Annotated in this window: 24 protein-coding genes; 10 read left to right on the plus strand and 14 right to left on the minus strand. The window is 62.0% G+C overall.

Going from position 1 to position 23885, the window contains the following annotated elements:
• The first annotated feature begins 55 nt into the window (after positions 1-55).
• A complete protein-coding gene (locus LVD10_RS02785; RefSeq protein ID WP_237061735.1) occupies positions 56-505 on the plus strand; it encodes a thiol-disulfide oxidoreductase DCC family protein in 450 nt (149 codons plus the stop codon).
• Positions 502-1308, plus strand: a complete 807-nt coding sequence (tcdA, locus tag LVD10_RS02790) for a tRNA cyclic N6-threonylcarbamoyladenosine(37) synthase TcdA (protein ID WP_237061737.1) — start codon at positions 502-504, stop codon at positions 1306-1308. Before LVD10_RS02785 ends, tcdA begins: the two co-directional genes overlap by 4 nt.
• On the opposite strand, the gene LVD10_RS02795 is transcribed toward tcdA, so the two are convergent.
• Both LVD10_RS02795 and LVD10_RS02800 read right to left on the minus strand, forming a co-directional pair.
• The gene (locus tag LVD10_RS02795) at positions 1298-2953 is read right to left on the minus strand and encodes an aminotransferase class V-fold PLP-dependent enzyme (RefSeq protein ID WP_232942913.1); all 1656 of its coding nucleotides are present in this window, start codon (positions 2951-2953) and stop codon (positions 1298-1300) included. The two genes, tcdA and LVD10_RS02795, sit on opposite strands and share 11 nt — an antisense overlap.
• Positions 2950-3744, minus strand: a complete 795-nt coding sequence (locus LVD10_RS02800; RefSeq protein WP_232942914.1) for a TatD family hydrolase — start codon at positions 3742-3744, stop codon at positions 2950-2952. The genes LVD10_RS02795 and LVD10_RS02800 overlap by 4 nt, the downstream gene beginning before the upstream one ends.
• 135 nt (positions 3745-3879) lie before the next feature.
• Between LVD10_RS02800 and LVD10_RS02805 the strand changes: the two genes are divergently transcribed.
• The 3 genes from LVD10_RS02805 (at position 3880) to LVD10_RS02815 (ending at position 5674) form a co-directional block, all read left to right on the plus strand.
• Entirely contained in the window at positions 3880-4473 is a 594-nt protein-coding gene (locus LVD10_RS02805) for a LysE family translocator (RefSeq protein WP_237061738.1), read from the plus strand.
• A gap of 155 nt (positions 4474-4628) precedes the next feature.
• Complete coding sequence (locus LVD10_RS02810) at positions 4629-5174, plus strand: Hsp20/alpha crystallin family protein (RefSeq protein WP_237061740.1); 546 nt, start codon at positions 4629-4631, stop codon at positions 5172-5174.
• A gap of 77 nt (positions 5175-5251) precedes the next feature.
• Complete coding sequence (locus LVD10_RS02815; protein WP_232942917.1) at positions 5252-5674, plus strand: hypothetical protein; 423 nt, start codon at positions 5252-5254, stop codon at positions 5672-5674.
• Positions 5675-5719: 45 nt separating this feature from the next.
• Here the strand turns inward: LVD10_RS02815 and LVD10_RS02820 are convergent, their stop codons facing one another.
• From LVD10_RS02820 to LVD10_RS02835, 4 genes are read right to left on the minus strand one after another with little or no spacing between them, the layout of a single operon-like run.
• Entirely contained in the window at positions 5720-6559 is an 840-nt protein-coding gene (locus tag LVD10_RS02820) for an SDR family NAD(P)-dependent oxidoreductase (protein WP_237061742.1), read from the minus strand.
• Positions 6556-7518, minus strand: coding sequence for an SDR family oxidoreductase (locus LVD10_RS02825; RefSeq protein ID WP_232942919.1), 963 nt, complete (start codon positions 7516-7518; stop codon positions 6556-6558). Before LVD10_RS02825 ends, LVD10_RS02820 begins: the two co-directional genes overlap by 4 nt.
• On the minus strand, positions 7515-8465 hold the full coding sequence (locus tag LVD10_RS02830; RefSeq protein ID WP_232942920.1) for a bile acid:sodium symporter family protein: 951 nt from the start codon (positions 8463-8465) through the stop codon (positions 7515-7517). The genes LVD10_RS02825 and LVD10_RS02830 overlap by 4 nt, the downstream gene beginning before the upstream one ends.
• Entirely contained in the window at positions 8465-9805 is a 1341-nt protein-coding gene (locus LVD10_RS02835; protein ID WP_237061744.1) for a flavin-containing monooxygenase, read from the minus strand. Before LVD10_RS02835 ends, LVD10_RS02830 begins: the two co-directional genes overlap by 1 nt.
• Positions 9806-9930: 125 nt before the next feature.
• On the opposite strand from LVD10_RS02835, the gene LVD10_RS02840 reads away from it, so the two are divergent.
• Positions 9931-10941, plus strand: coding sequence for an AraC family transcriptional regulator (locus LVD10_RS02840; RefSeq protein WP_232942922.1), 1011 nt, complete (start codon positions 9931-9933; stop codon positions 10939-10941).
• 384 nt (positions 10942-11325) lie between these two features.
• On the opposite strand, the gene LVD10_RS02845 is transcribed toward LVD10_RS02840, so the two are convergent.
• A complete protein-coding gene (locus LVD10_RS02845) occupies positions 11326-11808 on the minus strand; it encodes a hypothetical protein (RefSeq protein ID WP_237061746.1) in 483 nt (160 codons plus the stop codon).
• Between the two features lie 185 nt (positions 11809-11993).
• Here LVD10_RS02845 and LVD10_RS02850 point away from each other — a divergent pair, with 185 nt between their 5' ends.
• The 3 genes from LVD10_RS02850 to LVD10_RS02860 all read left to right on the plus strand — a co-directional run bounded on the left by LVD10_RS02850 (position 11994) and on the right by LVD10_RS02860 (position 16040).
• Positions 11994-12563, plus strand: coding sequence for a lipid-binding SYLF domain-containing protein (locus LVD10_RS02850; RefSeq protein WP_232942924.1), 570 nt, complete (start codon positions 11994-11996; stop codon positions 12561-12563).
• A 389-nt stretch (positions 12564-12952) separates the two neighbouring features.
• On the plus strand, positions 12953-14083 hold the full coding sequence (locus tag LVD10_RS02855) for a M14 family metallopeptidase (protein WP_237061747.1): 1131 nt from the start codon (positions 12953-12955) through the stop codon (positions 14081-14083).
• 190 nt (positions 14084-14273) lie between these two features.
• Positions 14274-16040 carry a M28 family metallopeptidase gene (locus LVD10_RS02860; RefSeq protein WP_237061748.1) on the plus strand — a complete coding sequence of 589 codons (1767 nt, stop codon included), beginning with the start codon at positions 14274-14276 and terminating at the stop codon, positions 16038-16040.
• Positions 16041-16106: 66 nt separating this feature from the next.
• Here LVD10_RS02860 and LVD10_RS02865 read toward each other — a convergent pair whose 3' ends face one another.
• The 6 genes from LVD10_RS02865 to LVD10_RS02890 all read right to left on the minus strand — a co-directional run bounded on the left by LVD10_RS02865 (position 16107) and on the right by LVD10_RS02890 (position 22129).
• Positions 16107-16571: a phosphate-starvation-inducible PsiE family protein gene (locus LVD10_RS02865; RefSeq protein ID WP_232942927.1), complete on the minus strand. Its 465-nt coding sequence runs from the start codon at positions 16569-16571 to the stop codon at positions 16107-16109.
• Positions 16572-16759: 188 nt separating this feature from the next.
• Positions 16760-18397: an AMP-binding protein gene (locus LVD10_RS02870; RefSeq protein ID WP_232942928.1), complete on the minus strand. Its 1638-nt coding sequence runs from the start codon at positions 18395-18397 to the stop codon at positions 16760-16762.
• Positions 18398-18501: 104 nt separating this feature from the next.
• Positions 18502-18819 (minus strand): SCP2 sterol-binding domain-containing protein, encoded by a 318-nt coding sequence (locus LVD10_RS02875; protein ID WP_232942929.1) that lies wholly within the window; start codon positions 18817-18819, stop codon positions 18502-18504.
• 59 nt (positions 18820-18878) lie between these two features.
• Complete coding sequence (locus LVD10_RS02880; protein WP_237061750.1) at positions 18879-20672, minus strand: acyl-CoA dehydrogenase C-terminal domain-containing protein; 1794 nt, start codon at positions 20670-20672, stop codon at positions 18879-18881.
• A gap of 182 nt (positions 20673-20854) precedes the next feature.
• A complete protein-coding gene (locus tag LVD10_RS02885) occupies positions 20855-21925 on the minus strand; it encodes an AraC family transcriptional regulator (protein ID WP_237061752.1) in 1071 nt (356 codons plus the stop codon).
• Positions 21926-22129: a hypothetical protein gene (locus tag LVD10_RS02890; protein WP_232942932.1), complete on the minus strand. Its 204-nt coding sequence runs from the start codon at positions 22127-22129 to the stop codon at positions 21926-21928.
• Between the two features lie 141 nt (positions 22130-22270).
• Between LVD10_RS02890 and LVD10_RS17890 the strand changes: the two genes are divergently transcribed.
• A complete protein-coding gene (locus LVD10_RS17890; RefSeq protein ID WP_255701150.1) occupies positions 22271-22393 on the plus strand; it encodes a hypothetical protein in 123 nt (40 codons plus the stop codon).
• Positions 22394-22413: 20 nt separating this feature from the next.
• Here the strand turns inward: LVD10_RS17890 and LVD10_RS02895 are convergent, their stop codons facing one another.
• The gene (locus LVD10_RS02895) at positions 22414-23805 is read right to left on the minus strand and encodes a class II fumarate hydratase (RefSeq protein WP_237061754.1); all 1392 of its coding nucleotides are present in this window, start codon (positions 23803-23805) and stop codon (positions 22414-22416) included.
• Between the last annotated feature and the right edge of the window lie 80 nt (positions 23806-23885).

Raw genomic sequence — 23885 nt, forward strand, 5'->3', positions numbered from 1 at the left:
CCTTCGTTTTTATTTCCCCTCCGACTACCATTGCCAGCTGACCCTGACACTACCGATGGCCAGCACCTCTATGGCGACCAGCCTGCCCGATCGCATCATCCTTTTTGACAGCCTCTGCAACCTGTGTAATGGCTGGGTGCACTTTGTGCTGGAGCGGGACCGCACAGGGTTATTCACCTTTTGCCGCGCCCAGTCCCCGGCCGGCCAGAAGCTACTTGAGGGGCTGGGCCTACCACTGGATGACTACGAATCCGTGGTTTACCTGGAGCGGGCCAACGGCCAGCACCGGCCCCACTTCAAGAGCGAGGCCGCCCTGCGGGTGCTGGGTGAGCTACCGGGCGCAGCGCGGCACCTGCGTTTACTCCGCGCTTTGCCACTTGTGCTCCGGGACGCGGTATACGATATCATCGCGCGCAATCGCTACCGGCTGTTCGGGCGCCGGGATGACTGCCGGCTACCAGCCGCAGCGGAGCAACACCGTTTTCTGGAAACGATCGACGAATGAAACTGAGTGAGCAGTACCTGCAGAGATTTGGCGGGATCGCACGACTTTACGGGGACGCGGCATTGCCCGTGCTGCACAGTGCCCACTGCATTGTGATTGGTGTTGGCGGCGTCGGCAGCTGGACCGCAGAGGCCCTGGCCCGCTCAGGGGTGGGCACAATTACGCTGATCGACCTCGACGACGTTTGCATCACCAATACCAATCGCCAGAGCCACGCCCTGCAAGACACCATCGGCCAGCAGAAGGTGGCAGTACTGGCCGAGCGCCTGCGCCAGGTCAACCCGGAAATCCACGTGCATGAAGAAGAAGATTTCATTGCCCAGGACAACCTGGCAGAGCTGATTGACCCGGACGCCCGGCCTGTCGACGTGGTGATTGACGCAATCGACTCGGCGCGGGTGAAGGCAGCACTCATCGCCTACTGCAAAGCGCGCAAGCTGCGTCTGGTGACCGTGGGTTCCGCCGGTGGCAAACTGGATCCGCGCCGAATCGAATGGGACGATTTGGGACGCACAGTAAACGACCCGATGCTGGCCAAGGTGCGCCAGCACCTGTACCGATTCCACAACTTCCAGAAATCGCGCAAACGGGTGTTCGGCGTGGATGCCATTTATTCCCCGGAGCAGATGGTCTACCCGCAACCCGATGGCCAGGTGTGCGCCCGCAAGAGTGCCATGCAGGACGGGGTGAAACTCGATTGCAGCGGCGGCTTTGGTGCTGCCACCATGGTAACCGGCACTTTTGGCTTCGTCGCCGCCTCGCGCGCTATCGAGCGCCTGCTGCAGAAGAAGCTCAGCCGCTGACCTGTGCGTGAATCCGCTGCAGCAGCGCGTGAAAGCCGTTGCTGCGCGATTCACTCATGTGCCTGGCCAGGCCCAGCTCGGTAAACAGGCCGGACAGGTCCCGGCCGAGAATCTCCCCGGCCTCGCGACCATTTACCTGTGACAATAGCAGGGCTGCCAGGCCCTTGACCACACGGCTGTCGCTGTCAAAGGCAAAATAGTGCCGGCCAGCCTCCTCCCGGTGGACCAGCCACGCATCCGCCTCACAGCCCCGCACCAGGTTTTCCGGCCGGCGGATCTCAGGCTTACCAGAGATCGACTTGCCCCAACGCAGCAGTTCACGGTAGCGATCCTGCCACGAGCGCTGTGCCGCGAGCCGCTCCAGTTGCAGGGCACCCAGCTCGTCGGCGCTCCACCGGGAACCGGCCCCTTCCACACTCACCAGCGACTGGTCCAGCTGCAGGTAGTCCGCGACCGCCAGCAGCAGTGCCTCGATCTCCGCAAACGTATTGTAGGCGGCCACCGAGGCCCGCACTGTAGGCCCGCTGCCCGCCGCCCGCAGCAGAGGCTGGGCACAGTGGGTGCCGACGCGCACAGCGATATCCCGCCCGTCCAGCCAGTGCATCAGGTCGGTGGCCTCGCCGGTTTCCGGTGCGAATGCCGTCACTCCCAGGTTGTGCTGCGGCTGGCTCAGCAGGCGCAGGCCGGGCAGCGCGGCGATCCCCTCGTGCAAGCGCGCCAGCAACGCCTGTTCGTGCGCGGCCATGCCCGGGCGGTCCTGCTGCCCGAGAAACTCAAGCGTTGCGCCCAGGGCGGCGATCCCGGCGAGGGACGAAGTACCCGCCTCAAATCGGTGCGGCAAACCGGCGTAATCACTGTGATACAGGCCCACCCCGGTAATCATCTCCCCACCGCCCTGCCAGGGGGGCATTGCGGCCAGCCATTGCTCGCGCCCGTATATCAGGCCGATTCCGGTGGGACCGTAAAACTTGTGCGCGGAACAGACCAGGAAATCGCAGCCGATCGCCTGCACGTCGAGCGGCTCGTGGGCTGCGAGCTGCGCGGCATCCACCACCCAGCGCAGGTCATATTCCCTCACTTGTTGGCGAATGCGGGTAAAGTCCGGCCGCAGGCCCAGGGCATTGGAGCCACCACTGAGCGAGACGATGCGGGTGCGCGGCCCCAGTACTTCGTGCAGCCGGTCAAACTGGGGCACTCCGGCGGTGTGCGGCACATAGCGCAGGTTCAGCCCATGGCGCTCGGCAGCCATTTGCCACGGCACGATGTTGGCGTGATGCTCGATAGTGGACAGCACTATCTCGTCACCGCGCTGCAGGTCCTGGCAAAGACTGTAGGCCAGCAGGTTCAGGGCCTCGGTGGCGCCACGACAGAAAACCACTTCCCGCGGCGACGCCGCATTGAAAAAGCCTGCAGCCTGCGCCCGCACCCGCTCAACCATCTCGGTTGCCCGGCGGGCCAGCCGGTGACTGGAGCGATGGGTATTGGCATTACTGTGCCGGTAGAAGTCGCCCAGGGCCTCGATTACCACGTCCGGTTTCTGCGTGGTGGCAGCATTATCGAGATAGACCAGGTCGAGATTCTCCGGCTGTGCGAACAGCGGGAACTGGCTGCGGAAATGCTCCGGCGAAAACGTTGGCTGGCTCATAGGGAAAATAATTGCCTGGTATTGCGAAGTGCCTGTACCGCCACTTCTTCTACGGGGACTGCACGCAGGCTTGCCAGTTCGGCGGCAATGTCGGGCAGGAACTCGGGACTGTTGCGTTGGCCCTGGCGCCCGGACAGGGGCATATCCGGTGCATCGCTTTCCAGGAGCAGGGCTTCCAGGGGCACTGCGGCTACTGCCCTGCGGGTCTTGGCCGCACGGGGGTAGGTGATTGTGCCGCCGATGCCCAGGTAAAAACCCAGCTTCCAGTATTCTCGCGCGATTTCTTCACTGCCGCTGAACGCATGGATCACTCCCCCCCGCAATGGGCGGTACTCCTTTAACAGCGCGAGCACATCGGCATGGTAACGATGCACATGGATGATCAGCGGCAGCTGCAGCTCACACGCTGCTCGCAAATGCACCCGGAAGATGTCGCGCTGCAACGCCAGCGGGGTATCGATGGCCCTGTCCAGTCCGCACTCCCCGATCGCCACACAGCGGCTGTTGCGCCCCCAGTGGAGCAGCTGGCCCAGCAGCCACTCCTGCAATTCCTCACCCGGCCCCGGGTGATCCGTCGCCAGCTCTTTCACCCACCAGGGGTGCACACCCACGGCACCATGCCACTCGGGCCGGCGCTGCAGCAGTTCGAACAGGGTGCGCCACTGCGCGATGCTGACCCCGGGAATGACCATCCCCTTGAGGCCAAGCTGGCAGCATCGCTGCCAGACCTCGGACCGGTCGAGCGCGAAATCGTCAAAATCGAAATGGCAATGGCTGTCAATCAGTTCCACGGAGCGCCTGTCAATCCATCGGGTTACCGGGCAATTTTAACACGCAGCGGACAGCCCCGTTGCCGGGCTGCATAACGGGCAGACTGACGGGCCCGCTGCCGTTACAATGTGCTGCCACCAAGCCGGAGACCCCCCTTGCTCGAAGCCCTTTTGCCATTGGCCCTGTTTGTCTTTACCACCAGCATCACACCGGGCCCCAACAACCTGATGATCATGACCTCGGGCCTCAACCACGGTGTCGCGCGCTCATTGCCACACTTCCTGGGTATCTGCCTGGGCTTCCCGGCAATGATCATGGCCATCGGACTCGGCCTGGGCACGCTGTTTACGGAGTTCCCTTTCCTGCACCAGCTGATCCGCTGGGCGGGCATCGCCTACCTGCTGTACCTGGCCTGGGCTATTGGCACCACCCGCGAGGTGAGCAGTGCCGACCAGCGTCCCCCATTCACATTCCTGCAGGCAGCAGCATTCCAGTGGGTCAATCCCAAGGGCTGGGTAATGGCAGTGGGCGCGCTGGCGGCCTTCTCAATCCCCGGTGGCGAAGCGTGGCTCGACGCCAGCAGGGTGGCATTGGCTTTTATCCTCATCGGCGGCCCCTGCATCGTCACCTGGCTGCTGTTCGGGGTGGGCATGCAGCGCCTGCTGTCAAACAGCGATCACCTGCGCCGCTTCAATATCGCCATGGGCCTGCTGTTGGCAGCCAGCGTGATACCAATGGCATTTGAATAACAGGATGCCGGCGGGCGCCAAAGTCAACTTTTCCTTCCAGAACGGCCCTTGAAAAGCCCCAGACTCGCCTCAGGTTGAGTAGTGACGGCGGCGGTCGGCGTGATCTTCCGCCAGGCCGCGACAATGACAATTTCTGCAATTCAGTGGAGGTAGTCATGGATATGAAGAAGCTCGCACCATGGAACTGGTTCAGGGACGAGGAAGCCTCTGAATCCGCCCACTTAGCCCAGGCCGGCAGGCCCGCCCTGGAGTTCCCGACGGTTGCACGCCTGCAGGACCGGCTGGACCGCATGTTCGAGGAACTGTTCCACCGGTCCTCGAACCCCGACGAGGCCGGTGCGGGGCCGGTCGAGAGCCTGTTGCTAAAACCCAATGTGGACATTGCGGCAACCGAAGACAGGTACCTGATCTCGGTCGAGGTGCCAGGCATCGATGAAAAAGATATCGAAGTCCGCCTCGCCGACAACACCCTGACGATTCGCGGGGAGAAACGCCGCGAGCATAGAAAGAGCGACGACACCAGTTTTTACCGGCTGGAACGCAGTTACGGCGCTTTCCAGCGTGTGCTGTCGCTACCGGAGGACACCGACCGGGATGGCGTGGATGCCCAGTGCCGCAACGGTGTGCTTACCATTGCCTTCCCGCGCAAGGCAGAGCCGCGGGACCAGGGCACCGTCATCGATATCCGCACAGCGGCCTGACGACAACTGATTCACGCACAGGGACGCCGCTCCCGAACAATAACCACTATTTCCAGACTGACAGACGGAGGTAATCAATGCGCAGCATGCGATTTATGATTCCAGTGCTGGCCGGGCTGGCAACCATCTCCATGCAGGTCGACGCCAGGACGCCGGAGGTCCTACAGGAGGACGGGGTTCGCTATGTGTCCGGCGGAATCGGTAAACAGGAACGACAGGCCCTGGATGCACTGGGCAACACCCTGGATGAGGAGTTCGATGCCCGGATCCACCTTAGCGCCAATTCCGGGCACTACCTGGGCAGCGCCCGCGTGGAAATCAGGGATTCAAGTGGGCGCACGGTACTGGACACACAAACCGCGGGCCCGCAGCTGCTGGTGGACCTGCCTGCCGGCACTTACACCATCGAGGCCCGCAATGGTGATCGCCCCCAGGGGGCCCGCATTGAGGTGGGGCAGAATGGTGGCATTGAGCCCGTTTACCTCACCTGGGCCATCTGATGCCCCCTGCCCGGGGGCCGGCCTGCTGGCCGGCGCCCGGCGGTCTCACGGCGTCCCCGACGGTACCGCCTTGCCCGCCTCGAGCTCCGAGCGAAAGTTCTTCACCATTTGCCTCATAAACAGGCGAGGCGCCAGGCGATAGAGATAAGCCCCGAGCAATGTCATATCCCGGGGGAACAGGCGCTCCTCCCCTCTGCGATATGCCGTGACAATTCTTGCTGCCATCCAGTCGGCGCTTCTCACCGCCCCGACAGTGCTTTGCTTGTGCTGGGCCTTACCGCCATCGCCGGACAGCGCATTGCGGTCAATATTGGTGGCGACGAAACTGGGGTAAACCATCAGTACGGAGATTCCCTCCTCGCGCACCTCTTCCCGGAAGGTCTCGAAATACTGGTGCAGGGCACTCTTGGCCGCACAGTAACCGGCACGCCCCAGCACCGGCATCCAGCCAGCCATGGAGCTGATATTCACCACGCAACCGCCCGCGCGACGCAGCTCATGAAGCAGGCCCTGGGCCAGCTCCACCGGCGCATGGTAATCCACCGCCATAACCCTGCGGATAACCGCGTTGTCGGTCTGGCAGGCCAGGCTGCGATGGGTAATCCCGGCATTGTTAACCAGTAAATCTACACGCTCGTAAGCCGATTTCAGCCGCGCTACCAGGCCTGCCACTTCCTGCTCACTGGAGAGGTCAGCGGTCCAGGCCCGGGCCCGGATACCACGTTGCTGCAATTCCGCCACACGGTCCTCGAGTGCGCTGCCGGCCAGGTCCACCAGCGCAAATTCCGTATCCCGGTCACCCGCCAGGGCCTCCACCAGGGCCCACCCCAGCCCCCCGGCAGCGCCGGTGACAACCAATACCCGCCCTTCCGCCACCGAACTCATGCCGAATCCCCAACCGGCTGCCGCACCGGCTCCAACTTGAGCGCCTCACGGGCGAAGAAGTCGAACGCTTCGGCCGAGGTCTTCTGCGGAATGAATCCCAGCTCTTCTTTCAGGCGTCGATTACACAATACCGGTCGGTACTGCAGGAACTTCACCTGCTCTGGCTGCTTGTCGGTCAGGTGCAGCGTATAGCCGGTTCCCAGCAACATCTTGACCAGCCATACCGGCGGTGTGCGCAGTGGCTTGTCCAGGCGCGCGGCAATCTCCCGCGGCGTCAGCGCACCGTCCCCGGCAAGATTGAAAATACCGGAAGCATTGCGATCCACCCCGAACTCGATCGCCCGCACCACGTCCTGGTCCCAGATAAAGACAAACGGGGAGTTGTGCCCGCCCGGATCGAGGATCGCGCTACCGGAAAAGAGCTCGGCAATCTTGCTTTTGGTCGTTGCCCCGATCACGGAGCAGGGGCGGAACACCAGCTGCTTCAGTTGCGGATACTGCTCACGGTAGGCCGCCAGCATCTCCTCCACCAGCCGCTTGTTGTCAGAGTAGCCAAACTCCGGATTACCCCGCAGGGGGTGACGCTCCTCCAGCCACTCCGGGTTGTCAGGATGATAGCCGTACGCCGCCCCGCTGCTGGTCACGGTTACATGCTCCACGCCCGCGGTCAGGCAGGCCCGCAGCACATTTTCGGTCCCCTCGACATCAATCCGGTATTCGGCGGCACGGTCGCGCCCCGCTGCCATCACCGAGGCCAGGTGAACCACGTGGGTTACTGCCTCGGCGCGCATCAGTTCGCCCAGTGCGGCGTCACAGATATCCAACTTGAAAATCGGGAAGGTTGCCGGGCGGGGGTGAATATCCACCCCAACCACCGGCATTTCCCCGGCCAGCCGCTCCCCCAGCTGCTTGCCGATATATCCCGAGGCACCCGTTACCAGTACTTTTTTGCGCGTCATAAAGCTTTTCTTGTCTCTTCGGTTGAGGGGCGCAGCCAGTTCGCACCGCGTCCGGAAAAGTTCCAGTAGCCCGCCAGGGCCAGGCCGCCGACCAGGTGCCAGACACCCCAGAACCCGGCGACCACCAGCATCTCGCCAGCGCCGGGGTAGAAGGTGAAGAGCACGGCCAGGGCGAGGCCGGAATTCTGGATTCCCACCTCCATGGTCACCGCCCGCCGCTCGGCAACCGGCAGCCGCATCACCCGGCCACTGACATTGCCCAGCAGGAATGCAAGCGCGTTGTGGGCCACCACCAGCAGCAATACCGCGCCGGCCACCTGCATCGCGGTTTCCCAGTGCTTGCTGAAAGACACCACCACAAACAGCAGGAACACCAGCAGCGACGTGCTGCGAAAAAACCGCTCACTGCGAACCGCAAAACCGGGGAAACGCGCCCCGACCAGCATTCCCAGCAACATCGGCAATGCCAGCACCAGGACCACCAGTAACACCATACTGCCGGCCGGCAGTGCGATCTCCTCCAGCAGCCCGCGGGTGGCGGGATTGAGCCCGCCATAGAGGGCGAAATTGAGTGGCGTCATTACCACCGCAGCCAGGCTGGACACAGCGGTCATGCTGACTGAAGTTGCCACACTGGCCCGCCCGATCCAGGTCATTACATTGGAGAAGGTGCCGCCGGGACAGCACGACACCAGGATCATCCCCAGCGCCAGTCCGGGGCTGACCTCAAACCACCAGGTCGCCAGACAGGTAATAGCAGGTAGCAGCAGGAATTGGGCGACCAGCCCGGTCACCGGTGCCACCGGACGACGCAACACGGCGACAAAATCTGCCGGTCGCAATCCCAGTGACACCCCGAACATCATGAACGCCAGCACTGTATTCAGGGCGAGCAAAGCACCGGGCGACATCTGGAAGCTTTCCGCTACCTGCAGGGTACCTTCCACTAGACTGCCCCCACGCTCCGCTGGCCACCGGCAGCCACCGGCGCCGGCAGGTCGCGCTGCAGCTGGCGGCGGTGCGTGCGCAGCGCCTTGAGGTAAGTATCCTTGTGCACGTAATAGGCCATGCGCTCCAGCTGCAGGTACTTCATGCCGCCATCAGCACGGGCAGTCGCCCGCTGGCGCTTGATGGCCTGGAAATCAGCGGCGGATCGGGCGCCGTCCGCAAGCTGGCGGATGTAGAGCGCGACCAGCTCCGCCTGTTCGTTGCGCCCCTCCCAGCCAAGCCCGGCCGCTTCCACCATTCCCATCAGGAACAGGTTGTCGTACTCCGGGTGGAACGCGTTCAGGTACAGGCTTGGCGCCATGCCCTGCCAGTTGAGGTGCTCGCGATCGATAAACGGGTAATGCAGCTTGTAACCCGTTGCCAGCACGATCATGTCGTACTCGGCACTGTGGCCATCGGCAAAGGTGACGGTGTTGCCTTTGATACTGGCAATATCCCCCCGCGGGTGCACGTCGCCGTGGCCGATATGGTGCAGTATGAGGGAGTTGATGACCGGGTGGGACTCAAACATCTTGTAGTCCGGTTCCGGCAACCCGTACTGGCTCGGCCGACCCAGCATCAGGCGGGCCAGGGCTGCACTGATGCGCTGCTGTACGAAGCGCGGCAGGCGGATCTTGCCGCCCACGGCATCAGTGGGTTTGCCGCCGATAAACTTGGGCAGGAAGTAGTAACCACGGCGCAGGCTGATATCCACAGTGCGCGCCCGGTGCGCCGCATCCACAGCGATATCCGCACCACTGTTGCCACAGCCCACCAGCAGTACCCGTTTGCCATCAAACACGGCCGGGTCGCGATAATCACAGGAGTGAATCAGCTCGCCATCGAATTCCCCGGGGAGCTGCGGCATGTTCGGGTGATGCAGGGTGCCGTTGGCAATCAACAGGCCGCCAAAGGCACGGGTCTGCTCCTCACCGTGACAGCGGGTGGTAATCAGCCAGTCGTCCCCATCGCGCTCGCAGCGCACCACTTCCGTGTTGAACTCGTAACAGTCATACAGCCCGAACTCCCGCGCATAGGCCCGGAAGTACGCCCGCAGCTCACTGTGATGGGGGAAGTCAGCTACCCGTTCGTCCATCGGGAACTCGGCGAACTCGGTCATTTTTTTCGACGAGATCAGGTGTGCAGATTCGTACATGGTGCTGGTCGGGCTGTCGATATCCCACAGGCCGCCAACATCGGAGTGAATCTCAAAACCGATACAGGGAATTCCCTGTTTGCGCAGGTTGCGCACTGTGCACAGCCCCATGGGGCCGGCGCCAATCACCGCGTAGGGTTTCATTGTTATTGTCACCTCTGTTCAGTTGGCTCCGGGCATCTTCCCGGCACGTCACCGCAATATACAGTGACAACCCTTCGGGTGTTCGTCATAATCGGGCCATAACTGGTGATTTACGGACAAGCAGTATGTTACCCAGAGATTCAAGAAGTGTCACATTAAACTATTCACGCGCGCTTGCCTCGGCCCTCAATAGCATGGGCAAGCCCCTGCCTTTCGATGCCAGGAACATTCTGGCCGATATTGACCAGCAGGAACGGGTCCCGATGGAGCGCCAGGAGCAACTCTGGCAGTGCCTTGCGGACAGCCACTCCGACCCCCTGCTGGGGATCCGGCTGGGCCAGGCGATCCAGGCCAGCCAGCTGGGACTGGTGGGATACCTGCTGATGACCCAGGAAAACCTGGGCGAAGCCGTCGACCAGCTGTTGCAGTACCACCCCCTGGTCGGCGAGGGAGGACAGTTCGAGTTGCGCCGGGGAGCACAGCATGTCGACCTGTGCTACCTGCCCAACTACGTCTGCTGCGCACAATTGCGCGTGGAGACGGTGCTGGCCGCGTGCCTGACCCAGATTCGCGAGATGACCGGGGGACAATTGCGCGCCCACAGCCTGCAGCTGGCCTACCCTGCCCCCTCACTGGCCATCCAACACCAGTACCAGGCGGCGCTACAGACTCCCGTTCACTTCGGCGCCCCGGTATCGGCCATCCGGCTGCGGCCAGAGGATCTCCGCACCCGACTGGTAGCCGCCGATCACCAGGTGATGAACCGCCTGAAGCCGGAGGCCGATGCGCTGCTCAAGTCCCTGAACAACAAGAGCCTGCACCTGCGCGTGGCCCACCTGCTGCAGCAGGAACCGCAACTCACCCGGGAGCAGGTAGCCAGCCGCCTGTGCATGAGTCCCCGCCACCTGGGCCGCAAGCTGACCGCGGAAGACGCCAGCTTCAGGGCGATACAGGACGAGGTGCGCAGCCACTACGCGCGCCGCTGGTTGACCGAGGGGAAAAGGAATAATTCGGAAATCGCCGCAGCCCTGGGCTACTGCGATGAGAGTGCCTTCGGCAAGGCATTCCGGCGCTGGACCGGGGCCTCGCCAAAAGCCTGGCGCATGACGGGCCAACGGGAACAGGAACCGGCCTGAACAGCAGCCACGCAGGGATTGCAGAGGGTCACCGGCCCGCGAATAACTTCCATCCCGGGGCCCACCCCCCGGACGCCAGTAACCCGGGGCACCAAGCGCCTGCCGGCATCCCACAGTCGCGCCGAACGCGGACAAGCCATACCCGGCAGGGCCCGGCCTGGACGGTCATCCAACGGGGATTACAGGCCGGGCCGGCAACAGAACCTGTTGAGCAGCTGGCGGGAGAACGGGATGAAAGGGAGAAGCCGATCGCCCAGATGGGCGTAGCGATCGCAGGAGCCGGGACCAGTCGCGGCGCAGCTTTTATCCTGCTGTGGGAATGACCCGGAAGTACCGCACTGGCACAACCGGGCCGGGGGCAGGGGCCGGCGCGGCCCCATCACCTCAGAGTGCGGCAGTGCACTCAGCCCGGGCGGCCCGCAGTGCGGCGAGATCCTCTACCCAGACGATATCCTTGACCGCCACCTGCTGACCGGTCGCGGAAGACAGGGTTGCGCCCAGCTGCTCGAGGTTGTCGGCATCGGCGGATACCTTGTTGACCGGCATCTTCAGCCAGACCTGGCCCTGCTGGTCCACAACTTTTTCCGCGCCTTCGACGTCGGCTGCGCTCACGTGACGATCCACCGCTGAGCTGCTGCCTGCGGGCAGGTAAATGGCGCCGGTGGCGAAATCCACGGCGAAGGCCACCACGCCCGGCAGAATACCGAACAACAGGGCTGCACCGTCCAGGATCACCACGGTGGGATCAACCCGGCCACCGCTCTGGCCCTTGCGCTCGGGGTACAGGAAGTAACCGCAGGCGGTCAGGTTCATCATCATTACCAGCAGGCAGCTGGCGGCGATACCGCGCTTGGCAGTTCTATTCATGGTCTCTCTCTCGTATTTGTCAGAGTCAGAAAGTCGGCCGCATAGCTTACCCAATTGGGACAGCCGCCGGAAGTGGCGCACTCTACCACCTGTGTGCGACATGTCGCAAAGCGGCCATTAACTGCTCGAGCCCCGCCAGCCGCTCTGCTTAAATGGACCAACACAATAAAAATGAGGAATCAGCCATGTTGCGTAGACTCGCCCTCGGCACCCTGGTCATAAGTGCCCTGCTCACCTCTGCCTGCACCGCGCCCGGCCAGACACGGGATGACCGCCGGCAACATATCGATCGCACCGAGCGTGAGGTACTGACCGAGCTTTACCGGCTGCAGCCGGACCTGCGCGGTGAAGTGGCGGCTGCGCCGGGCTACGCAGTCTTCAGCAACGTCAACGTCAACCTGCTGCTGGCGAGCGCCTCGACCGGTTACGGGGTGGCCGTCGATAATCGCAATCGCCAGCGGACCTACATGAAGATGGGCGAGGTGGGTGTCGGGCTGGGCTTTGGCGTCAAAGACTTCCGTGCCCTGTTTGTCTTCGACTCCCCGGAGGTGATGCAGCGCTTTGTGGAGAGCGGCTGGTCTTTTGGCGGCCACGCCGATGCCGCCGCCAAGGCCCAGGATAAAGGCGCCGCAGTGAGCCGCGAGGTCGTGGTCGATGGCATGCGTGTCTACCAGCTCACCGAGAGTGGTATCGCCCTGCAGGCCACCCTGAAGGGAACCAAGTTCTGGAAAGACCCGGAATTGAACTATGACTAAACAAAATGGTCACAAGTTAACCAATCTGACGCCAATGTGTACAGAGGACGCCCCCCGCACCCCCGCACTGCCTAAACTTTAGACAGCACCTGACGCGGAATGTAAGGGAGCAGTACAAAATTTCTGATGTGCGGGATCGCGCGCTAGTGGCAAGCCGGGACAGTCAGCGGTCGTCCCGACCACCACCGGGAATTTGAAGGGAGCAGTAGTCGCTCAGGTGCCGCCAGGGATGGCAGGGGCACGGTCTCGAACTGAGGTCGTGCCCTTTTATTTTACTCGCCCGGTACGCCCCTCGCGCGCCGGCAAAACAACTTCTCCCCTCCTCGGTAATAAATCGACGCCCGCCCTGTTATCCTTGCCGCGCACATCAGGATTGGAGCTCAATATCCATGCATATCAGCAGCGCTTTCGACAGCGGCAATATCGAAGTCATCAACAGCGACAGCCGGCCGGTTGAACTGGCGATCCGTCGCGACAACAACTCCGATTTCTATCAATGGTTCCACTTTCGCCTGGAGGGCAAGGTGGGCGAGTCTCTGCCTTTCCGCATCGTGAATGCCGGCAAGGCCGCCTATCCCGAAGGCTGGGAAAACTACCGCGTATGCGCTTCCTACGACCGGCAGGACTGGTTCCGGATTCCCGCGGAATACGACGGCAACACCCTCGATTTCACCGTGGAGCTGGACCGACCGGCGATCTACCTGGCTTACTTCGCCCCCTTCTCCTGGGAGCGCCACCTGGACCTGCTGGCCTGGGCCCAGTGCCACGACCAGGTGACGCTGGAGACCCTGGGTCAAACCCTGGACGGGCGCGACATGTCCCTGCTTACCATCGGTGATGCGGACAATGCCAAAAACCGGGTATGGATGATCGCGCGCCAGCACCCCGGCGAAACCATGGCGGAGTGGTTTGTCGAGGGCTTCCTGGAGGCATTGCTGGACGACGCCAACCCCTCGGCACGCTCACTGCTGGAGGACACTGTTTTCCACGTGGTGCCCAACATGAACCCGGATGGCAGTGTACGTGGCCACCTGCGAACCAATGCGGCCGGCGCCAACCTGAATCGCGAGTGGCAGGACCCGAGCATGGAGCGCAGCCCGGAAGTGTTCCTGGTGCGGGAGAAGATGCTCGAGGTTGGAGGTGATATCTTCCTCGACATTCACGGGGACGAGGCCCTGCCCTTCAACTTTGTCGCCGCCTGTGAGGGCGTCCCTGGCTATGACGAGCGGCATGCGCAGCTGGAAGAGACATTCAAGCGCGCCTTCGTGGCCGCCAGCCCCGACTTCCAGACCGAGCGGGGTTACGACCTGGACAAGCCGGGTAAGGCCAACATGACCGTGGGCACCAACTGGTGCGGGCACCAGTTCCGCACCCTGGCACTGACCCTGGAAATGCCGTTCAAGGACAACGACAACCTCCCCGACCCGATCGAGGGCTGGTCCCCGGCCCGCTGCCAGCAACTGGCCCGCGATATCCTGTTCCCGATCCGCGAGACTCTCAAGACCATCAGGTCTGCCTGAGTCACGCCCCCTCCTCCGACCGCCCTCCCCGGGCAGCCGCGACCGGTATCAACGGAAGCGGCTCCCGCCGGAGGGCGTGATGGAACAAAAATCCCTGCGGATGCCGCCTTTTTCAGCACAGAATCTCTCGGCTGGCGCCGCTTATTTTGTTAATTTAAACCGTCCAGAATAAGACTCACAGGAAACAACCATGCACAAACCAACCCCCTGGCACCGCCTGGGCCTCGCCGTGGCTGTGACCACCGCCCTGGCCGCGTGCGGCAAGGATACCCCGGCCAGCGAACAGGCGGCCGCACCCGATGCCGCCACCCCGAAAAAGGTCGAGCAGGCCAGTGCGTCCACACCCTCGCTCAGCGAAGCCGGCCTGGCACAGGTGGACGCGATCGCAGCGGACCTGCACAAGCACGTCTCGGTACTGTCCTCCGACAAGTTCCAGGGCCGCGCACCTGCCACCGAGGGCGAAGAACTCACAGTGAATTACCTCGCCGAGCAGTTTGCCGCAGCCGGCCTGGAGCCGGGCGCCGTCGATGCGGAAGGCCAGCCCAGCTGGTTCCAGCAGGTACCGGTGGTGGAAATGCAGATCGACACCACCCCGCTGACCATCGAAGGCAATGATTTCAGCAAGTCACTGCAGCCCCTGTCCGACATGGTGGCCTTTACCCAGCGCCAGACTGACAGTGCCGCGCTCGAGAATAGTGAGCTGGTGTTTGTGGGCTACGGCATCGTCGCCCCGGAAAACGACTGGAACGACTACGCCGGGCTCGACATGACCGGCAAAACCGCCGTGATCCTGGTCAATGACCCGGGCTACGCCACCCAGGATGAGGCCCTCTTCAACGGCAACGCCATGACCTACTACGGCCGCTGGAGCTACAAGTTTGAAGAGGCGGCCCGCCAGGGCGCCGATGGCGCGATCATCATTCACGAGACTGGCGCTGCCGGATACCCCTGGGAAGTAGTCAGTGGCAGCTGGTCGGGCGCCCAGATCAGCCTGGCTGCAGAAGACAAAAACCGCGATCGCGTGGCGGTGGAAGCCTGGATGACCGGCGACGCGGCGCAGGACGTTTTCCAGGCCGCCGGCCTCGACCTGGCCGAGGAAATGGCAGTGGCCAAGACCCGGGACTTCAAGCCCAAGGCCCTGAACCTGAACGCCAGCGTCAAACTGGAAAACGAGCTGCGCACCTCTGACTCCCGCAACGTCGTGGCCAAGCTGCCGGGCAGCAAGTACCCGGATGAGGCGGTAATCTATACCGCACACTGGGATCACCTGGGCGTGAACAAGAACGCTGCCGGTGAAGACCATATCTTCAACGGTGCGGTCGACAACGCCACCGGCACCGCCGGCCTGCTGGCAATGGCGCGCCAGCTCTCCGAGCAACAGGCAAAGCCGGAGCGCTCCATGCTCTTCGTAGCAGTAACCGCAGAGGAGTCCGGCCTGCTGGGTTCCAAGTACTACGCAGCCAACCCGGTAGTACCGCTTGAGCAGACCGTAGCCGGTATCAACTTCGATGCCATGGGCGTACTGGGGCCGATGCGTGATGTGATTGTCGTGGGCTACGGCAACAGCGAGCTGGAACAGCAGCTGGAGAAAGCGGCGGAACAACAGGGCCGCTACCTGGCACCGGAAGACCACCCGGAGCGCGGCTACTTCTATCGCTCGGATCACTTCAGCCTGGCCAAGAAAGGCGTACCCATGCTGTACTTTGACTCCGGTACCGACAGCTTCGAGCACGGTCGCGAGTGGGCACAGGAGAAGGGTGAGGAATATACTGCCCACGCCTACCACAAGCCCGGCGACGAGTACGATCCCGAGTGGAACCTCAAAGGTGCTGCCATGGACCTGCGACTGGGCCTGGAACTTGGCCTGGAGCTGGCCAATAGCCGCGACTGGCCGAACTGGTATGAGGGCAACGAATTCCGCGCAATTCGCGATGCCAGCAGCGCCAGCCGCCAGTAACGCCAGCGCCTGAGCAGAAAAAGAGAGCCCGGCATATGCCGGGCTTTTTTGTTTGTGCCGCCGATCTCAGCCTTTCCTTGCCACCAGCCAGTAGGTCACACCGAGGGCCGCCACCGCCGCGGAAATCGCCAGAATCTGTTCCGGGCCGACATCGGCGAGATCCAGCACGATTACCTTCCGGGCAATTGCCATCAATGCTGTCGCAACTACCAGCTGGATGGGAAGCACATTGGAGCCCAGGTACAGGCGGATATTGATAAAGATCTCGATCGCGATCAGGACCAACATCACTGTACCGAATACATCGAACAGGTCCCTGTAGTTCAGCAGCCACACCGGCTCCGTGCTCAGGCGTTGGTAGAGGACGTAAATCACATCCGCCACTGACCACAGGATTACCAGTGACATCAGCACTGCCAGCAATCGCACGGAACTGCGGATAACCACATGCAGAGCACGGATCAGCGGGTCGTCGTGTTCCGCTGGCAGCTCCTGGTGGACCAGTCGATTGCGATCCTCGCCCTCTTCCATCCCCAAAACCCCAATAGCCCTGTCGAACCACAGTTATAGTTCATCAGGGAAAACAGCAACCGGGAGCATGGGGATATCGACTAATCCGCCCGGCAGGCCATCGCTGCCCGCACCCGAAATAAAAAGGCCCCGCTGTCTCCAGCGGGGCCTCAATGCTATTACTTTGTTAGCAGCAGCGGCTGCTGGAATCAGGCGCTTTCCAGGGCCTCGATCTTTTTCATCTCCTCGTCGCGCAGCTCGCGGCGCAGGATCTTGCCCACATTGGTTTTGGGCAATTCCTCACGGAACTCCACCTGCTTCGGCACCTTGTAGGCGGTCATGTTCTCGCGGCAGTAGGCAACGACCTCCTCCTCGGTCAGGGAGTCGTCCGCCTTCACCAGGAACAGCTTGACCACTTCGCCGCTCTTTTCATCGGGAATGCCAATAGCGGCTGCCTCGGCCACCTTGTCATGGCCACTGATCACATCCTCGATCTCGTTCGGGTACACATTGAAACCGGAGACAATGATCATGTCTTTCTTGCGATCGACGATCTTGATATAGCCATCGTCCTGGATCTCGGCCATATCGCCGGTCCGGAACCAGCCCTCACTGTCGATGGACTCGGCGGTGGCTTCCTCGCGCTGCCAGTAGCCCTTCATCACCTGCGGGCCGCGCACACAGAGTTCACCGGGGGAGTTGTTAGGCAGGTCATTGCCGTTCTCGTCGATGACCTTCACTTCGGTGCCCGGCACCGGCATCCCCACGGTGCCCAGCTGCACAGCCTCGGCCGGGTTGAAGGATACCACCGGCGAGGTTTCGGTCAGGCCGTAACCTTCAGTGACGGTGCAGCCAGTCATCTGCTCCCAGCGCTTGGCGGTGTCGCGCGTCAACGCCATACCACCGGAGGCCGTTGTGTGCAGCTTACTGAAATCCAGCTCGGCAAAATCCGAATTGCGCATCAGCCCGTTGAACAGGGTGTTGAGCCCGCAGAAGCCGGTAAACCGCACACCCTTGAGGGTTTTCACAAAGGTCGGAATATCGCGCGGGTTGGGAATCAGCAGCGAGTGGTTGCCAGTGGCGAACAGGCACATGCAGTGAATGGTAAAGGCGTAAATATGGTAGAGAGGCAGCGGCGCAACGTAGAGTTCCTCACCCTCCTTGATGGATTTCCCCAGCGCCTCGCGGACCTGCTCCATGTTCGCGACCAGGTTGCGGTTGGTGAGCATCGCACCCTTGGCAACGCCGGTGGTGCCGCCGGTGTACTGCAGGACGGCGACGTCTTCCGGCTTGCACTGGACGTCCTTGTGCGGGTTCTGCTCGCCAAGGCCCATGGCTTCACGGAAATTCACCTGGTTGGCAAAGGAGAACTCGGGCACCATCTTCTTGATGTACTTTGCCACACTGTTGATCAGCACCCGCTTGACCGGGTTGTGCAGGTCAGCGATCTCGGAAACGATCACCTTCTCGACACCGGTTTCCCCAATCACCTGGGAGGCGGTATCGGCAATATTGGCCAGCACCACCAGCGCCTTGGCACCGGAGTCATTCAGCTGGTGCTTCAGTTCCCGGCGGGTGTAAAGCGGGTTGGTGTTTACCACCACCATCCCGGCACGCAGGGCGCCAAAAACGACGACGGGGTACTGCAGGACATTGGGCAGCTGTACCGCAATGCGGTCGCCGGGCTCGAGATTGGTATGATTCTGCAGGTATGAGGCGAACCTGGCGCTGAGTTTATCGATATCGCCAATGGTCAGCGTCTGGCCCAGGCAGGTAAATGCCGGCCTGTCGCTGTATTTGGCGCAGGCGTTAGAAAATACGTCGAGTATGCTGCGGTCGATGTCCAACTGTCTTCTCCCAGTCCTGTTGTTGTCGCTTGTCCGCGTGTTTCGTTTCTTATAGACGAAATTCCCTCTCTGAGAGCGCGAACGTGTCGTTATTCTTCGTAAGCTTATGTTGCGGGAAACAGGTCCGCCAGTGCGGCGGCCAGTTCCCGGTCACCGGAGTATGTGATATCTCCCAGAAGAAATGCATGGCGGGCACTGAGGCGCCCTTCCATGACGGCGTCCAGGGTCGATTGCGACATTTCCAGAATCAGGGCCGCACCCTCAACCTCCCCATGGCGGGCAACCGCCGCGGGTTCACCGGGTTCCTGCGACAGAACAACGCAGAAATCGCTGGCATCCGGTAGCCGGAACTGTACCCGAGTGCATGGGTGCAAACAAGAGAGGCGGCGCAGCCGCGCCACCACCTGATCTGGCAACTGCATAAAATACCCTGAATAAAAAAACCGCCGGCAGGGCCGACGGTTTTTTGTTACTGCGTGGTTCAGAACGCGAAGTGTTCGGCGTCCAGATCCATCAGGTTGGCGGCACCGCTCTTCATTGCCGCCGCGTGGGCCGCGGTGCGCGGCAGGATGCGGTCGAAGTAGAAGCGCGCGGTCGCCAGCTTGGCGCGGTAGAACTCGGCCTCGCCCTCGCCGGCCGCCAGCTTGTCACTGGCCACCTTGGCGGCACGGGCCCACAGGAAACCGAGCACCACGTAGCCGGAGTACATCAGGTAGTCCACGGATGCGGCACCCACCTCGTCCGGGTTCTCCATGGCCTGCGCCCCCACATGCATGGTGACATCGCCCCACTCTTTGTTCAGCTCCTGCAGGCGGGTGACAAACGGGGCCAGGGCCTCGGTGTCGATTTCCGCCTGGCAGAACTTGTGCACCTGCTTGGTGAACTTGCGCAGCAGCTCACCCTGGCTCATCAGGACCTTGCGGCCCAGCAGGTCCAGGGCCTGGATGCCGGTGGTGCCTTCGTAAATAGTGGCGATACGCGCGTCGCGTACGTTCTGCTCCATGCCCCACTCGGCGATGTAACCGTGGCCGCCGAAACACTGCAGGCCCAGGTTTGCGGCCTCAAAGCCGGTCTCGGTCAGGAACGCCTTGGCAATCGGCGTCAGGAAGGCCAGCAGCTCATCGGCTTCCTTCTTCTCCTCATCGCTACCCTTGTGGGTGCGGTCGACCTGCTGCGCGCACAGGGAAATCAGCATGCGGCCACCCTCGGCAAAGGCCTTCTGGGTCAGCAACATACGACGCACATCCGGGTGCACGATGATCGGGTCGGCAGCGCCGTCCGGGTTTTTCGGGCCGCTCAGGGAACGCATCTGCAGACGATCCTTGGCATAGGCCAGGGACTTCTGGAAGCCGGCTTCAGCATGTGCCAGGCCCTGCAGGGCGGTACCCAGGCGCGCAGTGTTCATAAAGGTGAACATGCAGTTCAGGCCCTTGTTGGGCGGACCAATCAGGAAGCCCTTGGCACCATCAAAGTTCAGGACCGCAGTGGCGTTACCATGGATACCCATCTTGTGTTCCAGGGAGCCACAGGCGACGCCATTGCGCTCACCGGCGGAGCCGTCCGCGGCAGGCAGGAACTTGGGAACGATAAACAGGGAAATACCCTTGGTGCCGGCCGGGGCATCCGGCAGGCGCGCCAGTACGATGTGCACGATATTCTCGGCCATATCGTGTTCGCCGGCGGAGATGAAGATCTTGGTACCGGTGATGGAGTAGGACCCGTCGTCATTGGGTTCCGCCTTGGAGCGCAGGATACCCAGGTCGGTACCACAATGGGGCTCGGTCAGGCACATGGTGCCGGTCCAGGTACCCTCTACCAGCTTGGTCAGGTAAGTGGCTTTCTGCTCCTCGGTACCATGGGCCTCGAGGGTATTCATGGCGCCGTGGGACAGGCCCGGGTACATACCCCAGGACCAGTTGGTGGTGCCCACCATTTCGCTCATCAGTGTGCCGAGTGAGGGCGGCAGGCCCTGGCCACCGTGCTCAACACCGTGCGCCAGTGACGGCCAGCCGGCCTCCACAAACTGCTGGTAGGCTTCCTTGAAGCCCTCGGGCGTAGTGACCTCGCCATCTTTCCAGGTGCAGCCCTGCTGGTCACCCACTGCATTCAGCGGGGCCAGTACGTTTTCACAGAACTTGGCACCCTCTTCCAGAATGGCGTCCACCAGATCCGGTGTGGCTTCCTCATAACCCAGGGAAGCATAGTGCTGGTCCCAATCGAGCAATTCGCGCGTGGCGAAGCGCATATCGCGCAATGGAATCTTGACGTCGGTCATCCTGCTACCCTCAAATTCTCGCTGTTTTATCTCGAGCCGGTGATGAAACCGGCTGGTCAGGTTTGTGACTAGATCTCACGATTGGTTCATCATAGTAGCAGGTGCGCGCCGGTCTCTATGGCGAAAACCGTCCAAAGCGCTGACAAAAACCGCACACGGCAGGCCCCTGAAACAGCGGACCATCAGTCATCAGCTGTCGTGACCGAACGGCCGCTCTTGCGGTATTCGCCGGGGGTGATACCCGTCCATTTCTTGAAGGCGCGGAAGAAAGCACTGGACTCGTCAAAGCCCAGCATCTCGGCGATCTGCCCGTTGGAGAGGTCCGGGCAGCTGAGGTAGTGAAAGGCGGCCTCCATGCGGCATTCGTCTTTCAGTTTCTGGTAGGAAGTGCCCTCCTGCTGCAACCGGCGGCGCAGCGTGGTGACCGACATGTTCAGGCGTTCCGCCACCAGCTCGGCCGCCGGCATGGATTCGCTGACATCCCGGTTGAGGATGGTCTTTACCTTGGTCTTGATGCTGTTGGCGCTGCCATCGCTGATGACCAGGTGATAGGGGGCAGTGCGAATGAAATCCTCGACCGTCTGCGGATTCTGCACGATGGGGTAGTCGAGATAACGACTGTCATACTCAAGCGCATTGGAGGACTGTTCAAACAACAGCTCGCCGGCCTCACTCTGTGCCAGCGTCCGGAACTCCTCGGGACACGGGAAAGAGAAGTGCAGCCGTGCCAGCGGGATTTCGCGCCCTACCAGCCAGCAGTAGAAACGATGCCAGACCGCCAGTGTGGTGCGGATCACCCCGGGGCTGGTCTCTGCGATCAGCCGCTCGAACTCTCCCTCCTCCAGGGAGCTGATCCCGCGAATCGCAACCCGCTCACGCCCCTCCTGCGGATCCTCGAGGATCGGCTTTACCTTGAACCCGCGACAGATCTCCATAAATTCAGCGCTGAGCTGGATGGCCTGGCGGACAGTCGCGCAGTTGACCACGGTGAGGCACAGGAGGCGGAAGGAGCCAGAACGCACACGCCCGCCACTGAGCATGCCAAACCATTCGTCCTGCACCTGCCACATGACCCGCTGGTAAAGGCGGCCGTATTTCAGGGCCGAGAATGCCGCGACACCCGCCAGTTCCTGCTCCTCTATTCCCACTGCACTCAGCAGTTCCTGCCGGTCACAGCCATGGCGGGCCGCCTCCTCCAGCAAGCGCTCGAGGTAGGCGATGGGAATACGGATATCCTCTTCCGTCACGCTCATCTATTTCTTGCGCCTGCGCAGCCAGCTCAACAATGCTCCACCGGCAAAGCCGGCTACGATCAGGACCACCAGGAATCCGAGCAGTAATACCAGGTATGCCAGGACATCCCTGACCGGCAGGTCCCAGGCCCAGACTGCGGCGACGATAAAACCGATACAGGCGATAAGGCTGGTGAGGAAGGAACGGCGACGTTTACTGGCCATGGGCACCCAGAATGATTAACAAGCGTGAACAGTAGGTCATGCCGGAGGCCGGCACTACCATTGAAGAATCGGCAACGATAGCCGGTGCGGCGCAGAATCGTGAGGCATTGCCCCATCGCTGTCAACGCCGCAGGAGGTTCCATGGGCAAGAGATTACTCTATCGTCGGGAAGATCGCGTCACCGTACGGCATATTTTCATATGGCTTGAGTGCCTTACACTGGCGGTAGGCACTCTGGTGGTCGCCCTGATCCTGTTTGCCTGAAAGGCCTAACCCACGGCGACTCACTCCCCTCCCGGCACTCCGCCCCTCGCCAATTTGGCCGGATCCAGCAGGCGTTTAAGCTCCTGCTCACCCAGCTCTGTCATTTCGGTCGCCACTTCGAGTACTGGCCGCCCCTCCCGATAGGCTCGTTTGGCAATCTCGGCCGCCTTGCCATAACCGATCACGGGATTGAGCGCCGTAACCAGGATTGGATTCCGGGCCAGTGCGTGCTCGATGTTTTCCCGGTTGACTGTAAAAGTGGCGATGGCTTTATCGGCGAGCACCTGCGAGGCCCCGGTTAGCAAGCGAATACTCTCGAGCAGCGACGCAGCCACCAGTGGCAGCATAACGTTAAGCTGGAAGTTGCCGCTCTGCCCCGCAACGGTAATGGTGGCATCGTTGCCTATCACCCTGGCTGACACCATCGCCACCGCTTCGGCAATCACCGGATTGACCTTGCCGGGCATGATGCTGCTGCCCGGTTGCAGCGCCTGCAGCTCTATTTCACCGAACCCTGCCAGCGGACCGCTGTTCATCCAGCGCAGGTCGTTGGCGACTTTCATCAGGGCCACAGCCAGCACTTTCAGCTGGCCGGAGAGTTCCACCGCCGTATCCTGGCTACTGATTGCGGCGAACGCATTTTCCGCCGGGCGAAACTGCTGGGTGGTATTGGCACTGAGTTTCTGTGCAAACAGTTCGGCAAAATCCGGGTGCGCGTTAAGCCCGGTACCCACGGCTGTCCCGCCCTGCGCCAGCTGCGCCAGCCGGGGCAGCGTGGAGCGAATCCTTTCGCGACTGTGCTCCACTTGCATTGCCCAGGCCGAGACCTCCTGTTCCATGGTGATCGGTACCGCGTCCATCAGGTGGGTTCGCCCCGTCTTTACCACATCCGCCAGCCCCGCGGCCTTCTCGTCCATCACACTGTGCAGGTGCCGCAAAGCCGGCAACAGCTGGTCCCGCACGGCTAGCAGTGCCGACACGTGGATGGCACTGGGTATCACATCGTTGCTGCTCTGGCTCATGTTGACGTGATCATTGGGGCTCACCTCAATGCCACTGTCACGCGCCACAATCCTGGCCAGCACTTCATTGACGTTCATGTTGGTGCTGGTGCCGGAGCCGGTCTGGTAGATGTCGACGGGAAAATGCGCGGCCAGCTCGTCATCACCTACTGCATCACAGGCGCCGATAATCGCCTCCGCCCGCTCCTGGTCGAGCAATCCCAGCTCGCAGTTGGCCTGCGCCGCCGCCTTCTTGATCATCAGGACCGCGCGAATAAACTCCACCGGCAGCGGCTGGCCACTGACCGGGAAATTGTCCACGGCACGCTGGGTCTGCGCACCATAGAGAGCGCCCGCGGGCACACGCACTTCGCCCAGGCTGTCTTTCTCGGTTCGGAATTCATCGCTCATCGGACACCCGTCTTGAGTTGGCGTAAAGAATTTCCCGGCCTACTCGCCAGAGCCTGGCCGGCATTCCCGGCATGCTTAGG

This window comes from Microbulbifer zhoushanensis, assembly GCF_021729055.1.
GTDB lineage: Bacteria > Pseudomonadota > Gammaproteobacteria > Pseudomonadales > Cellvibrionaceae > Microbulbifer > Microbulbifer zhoushanensis.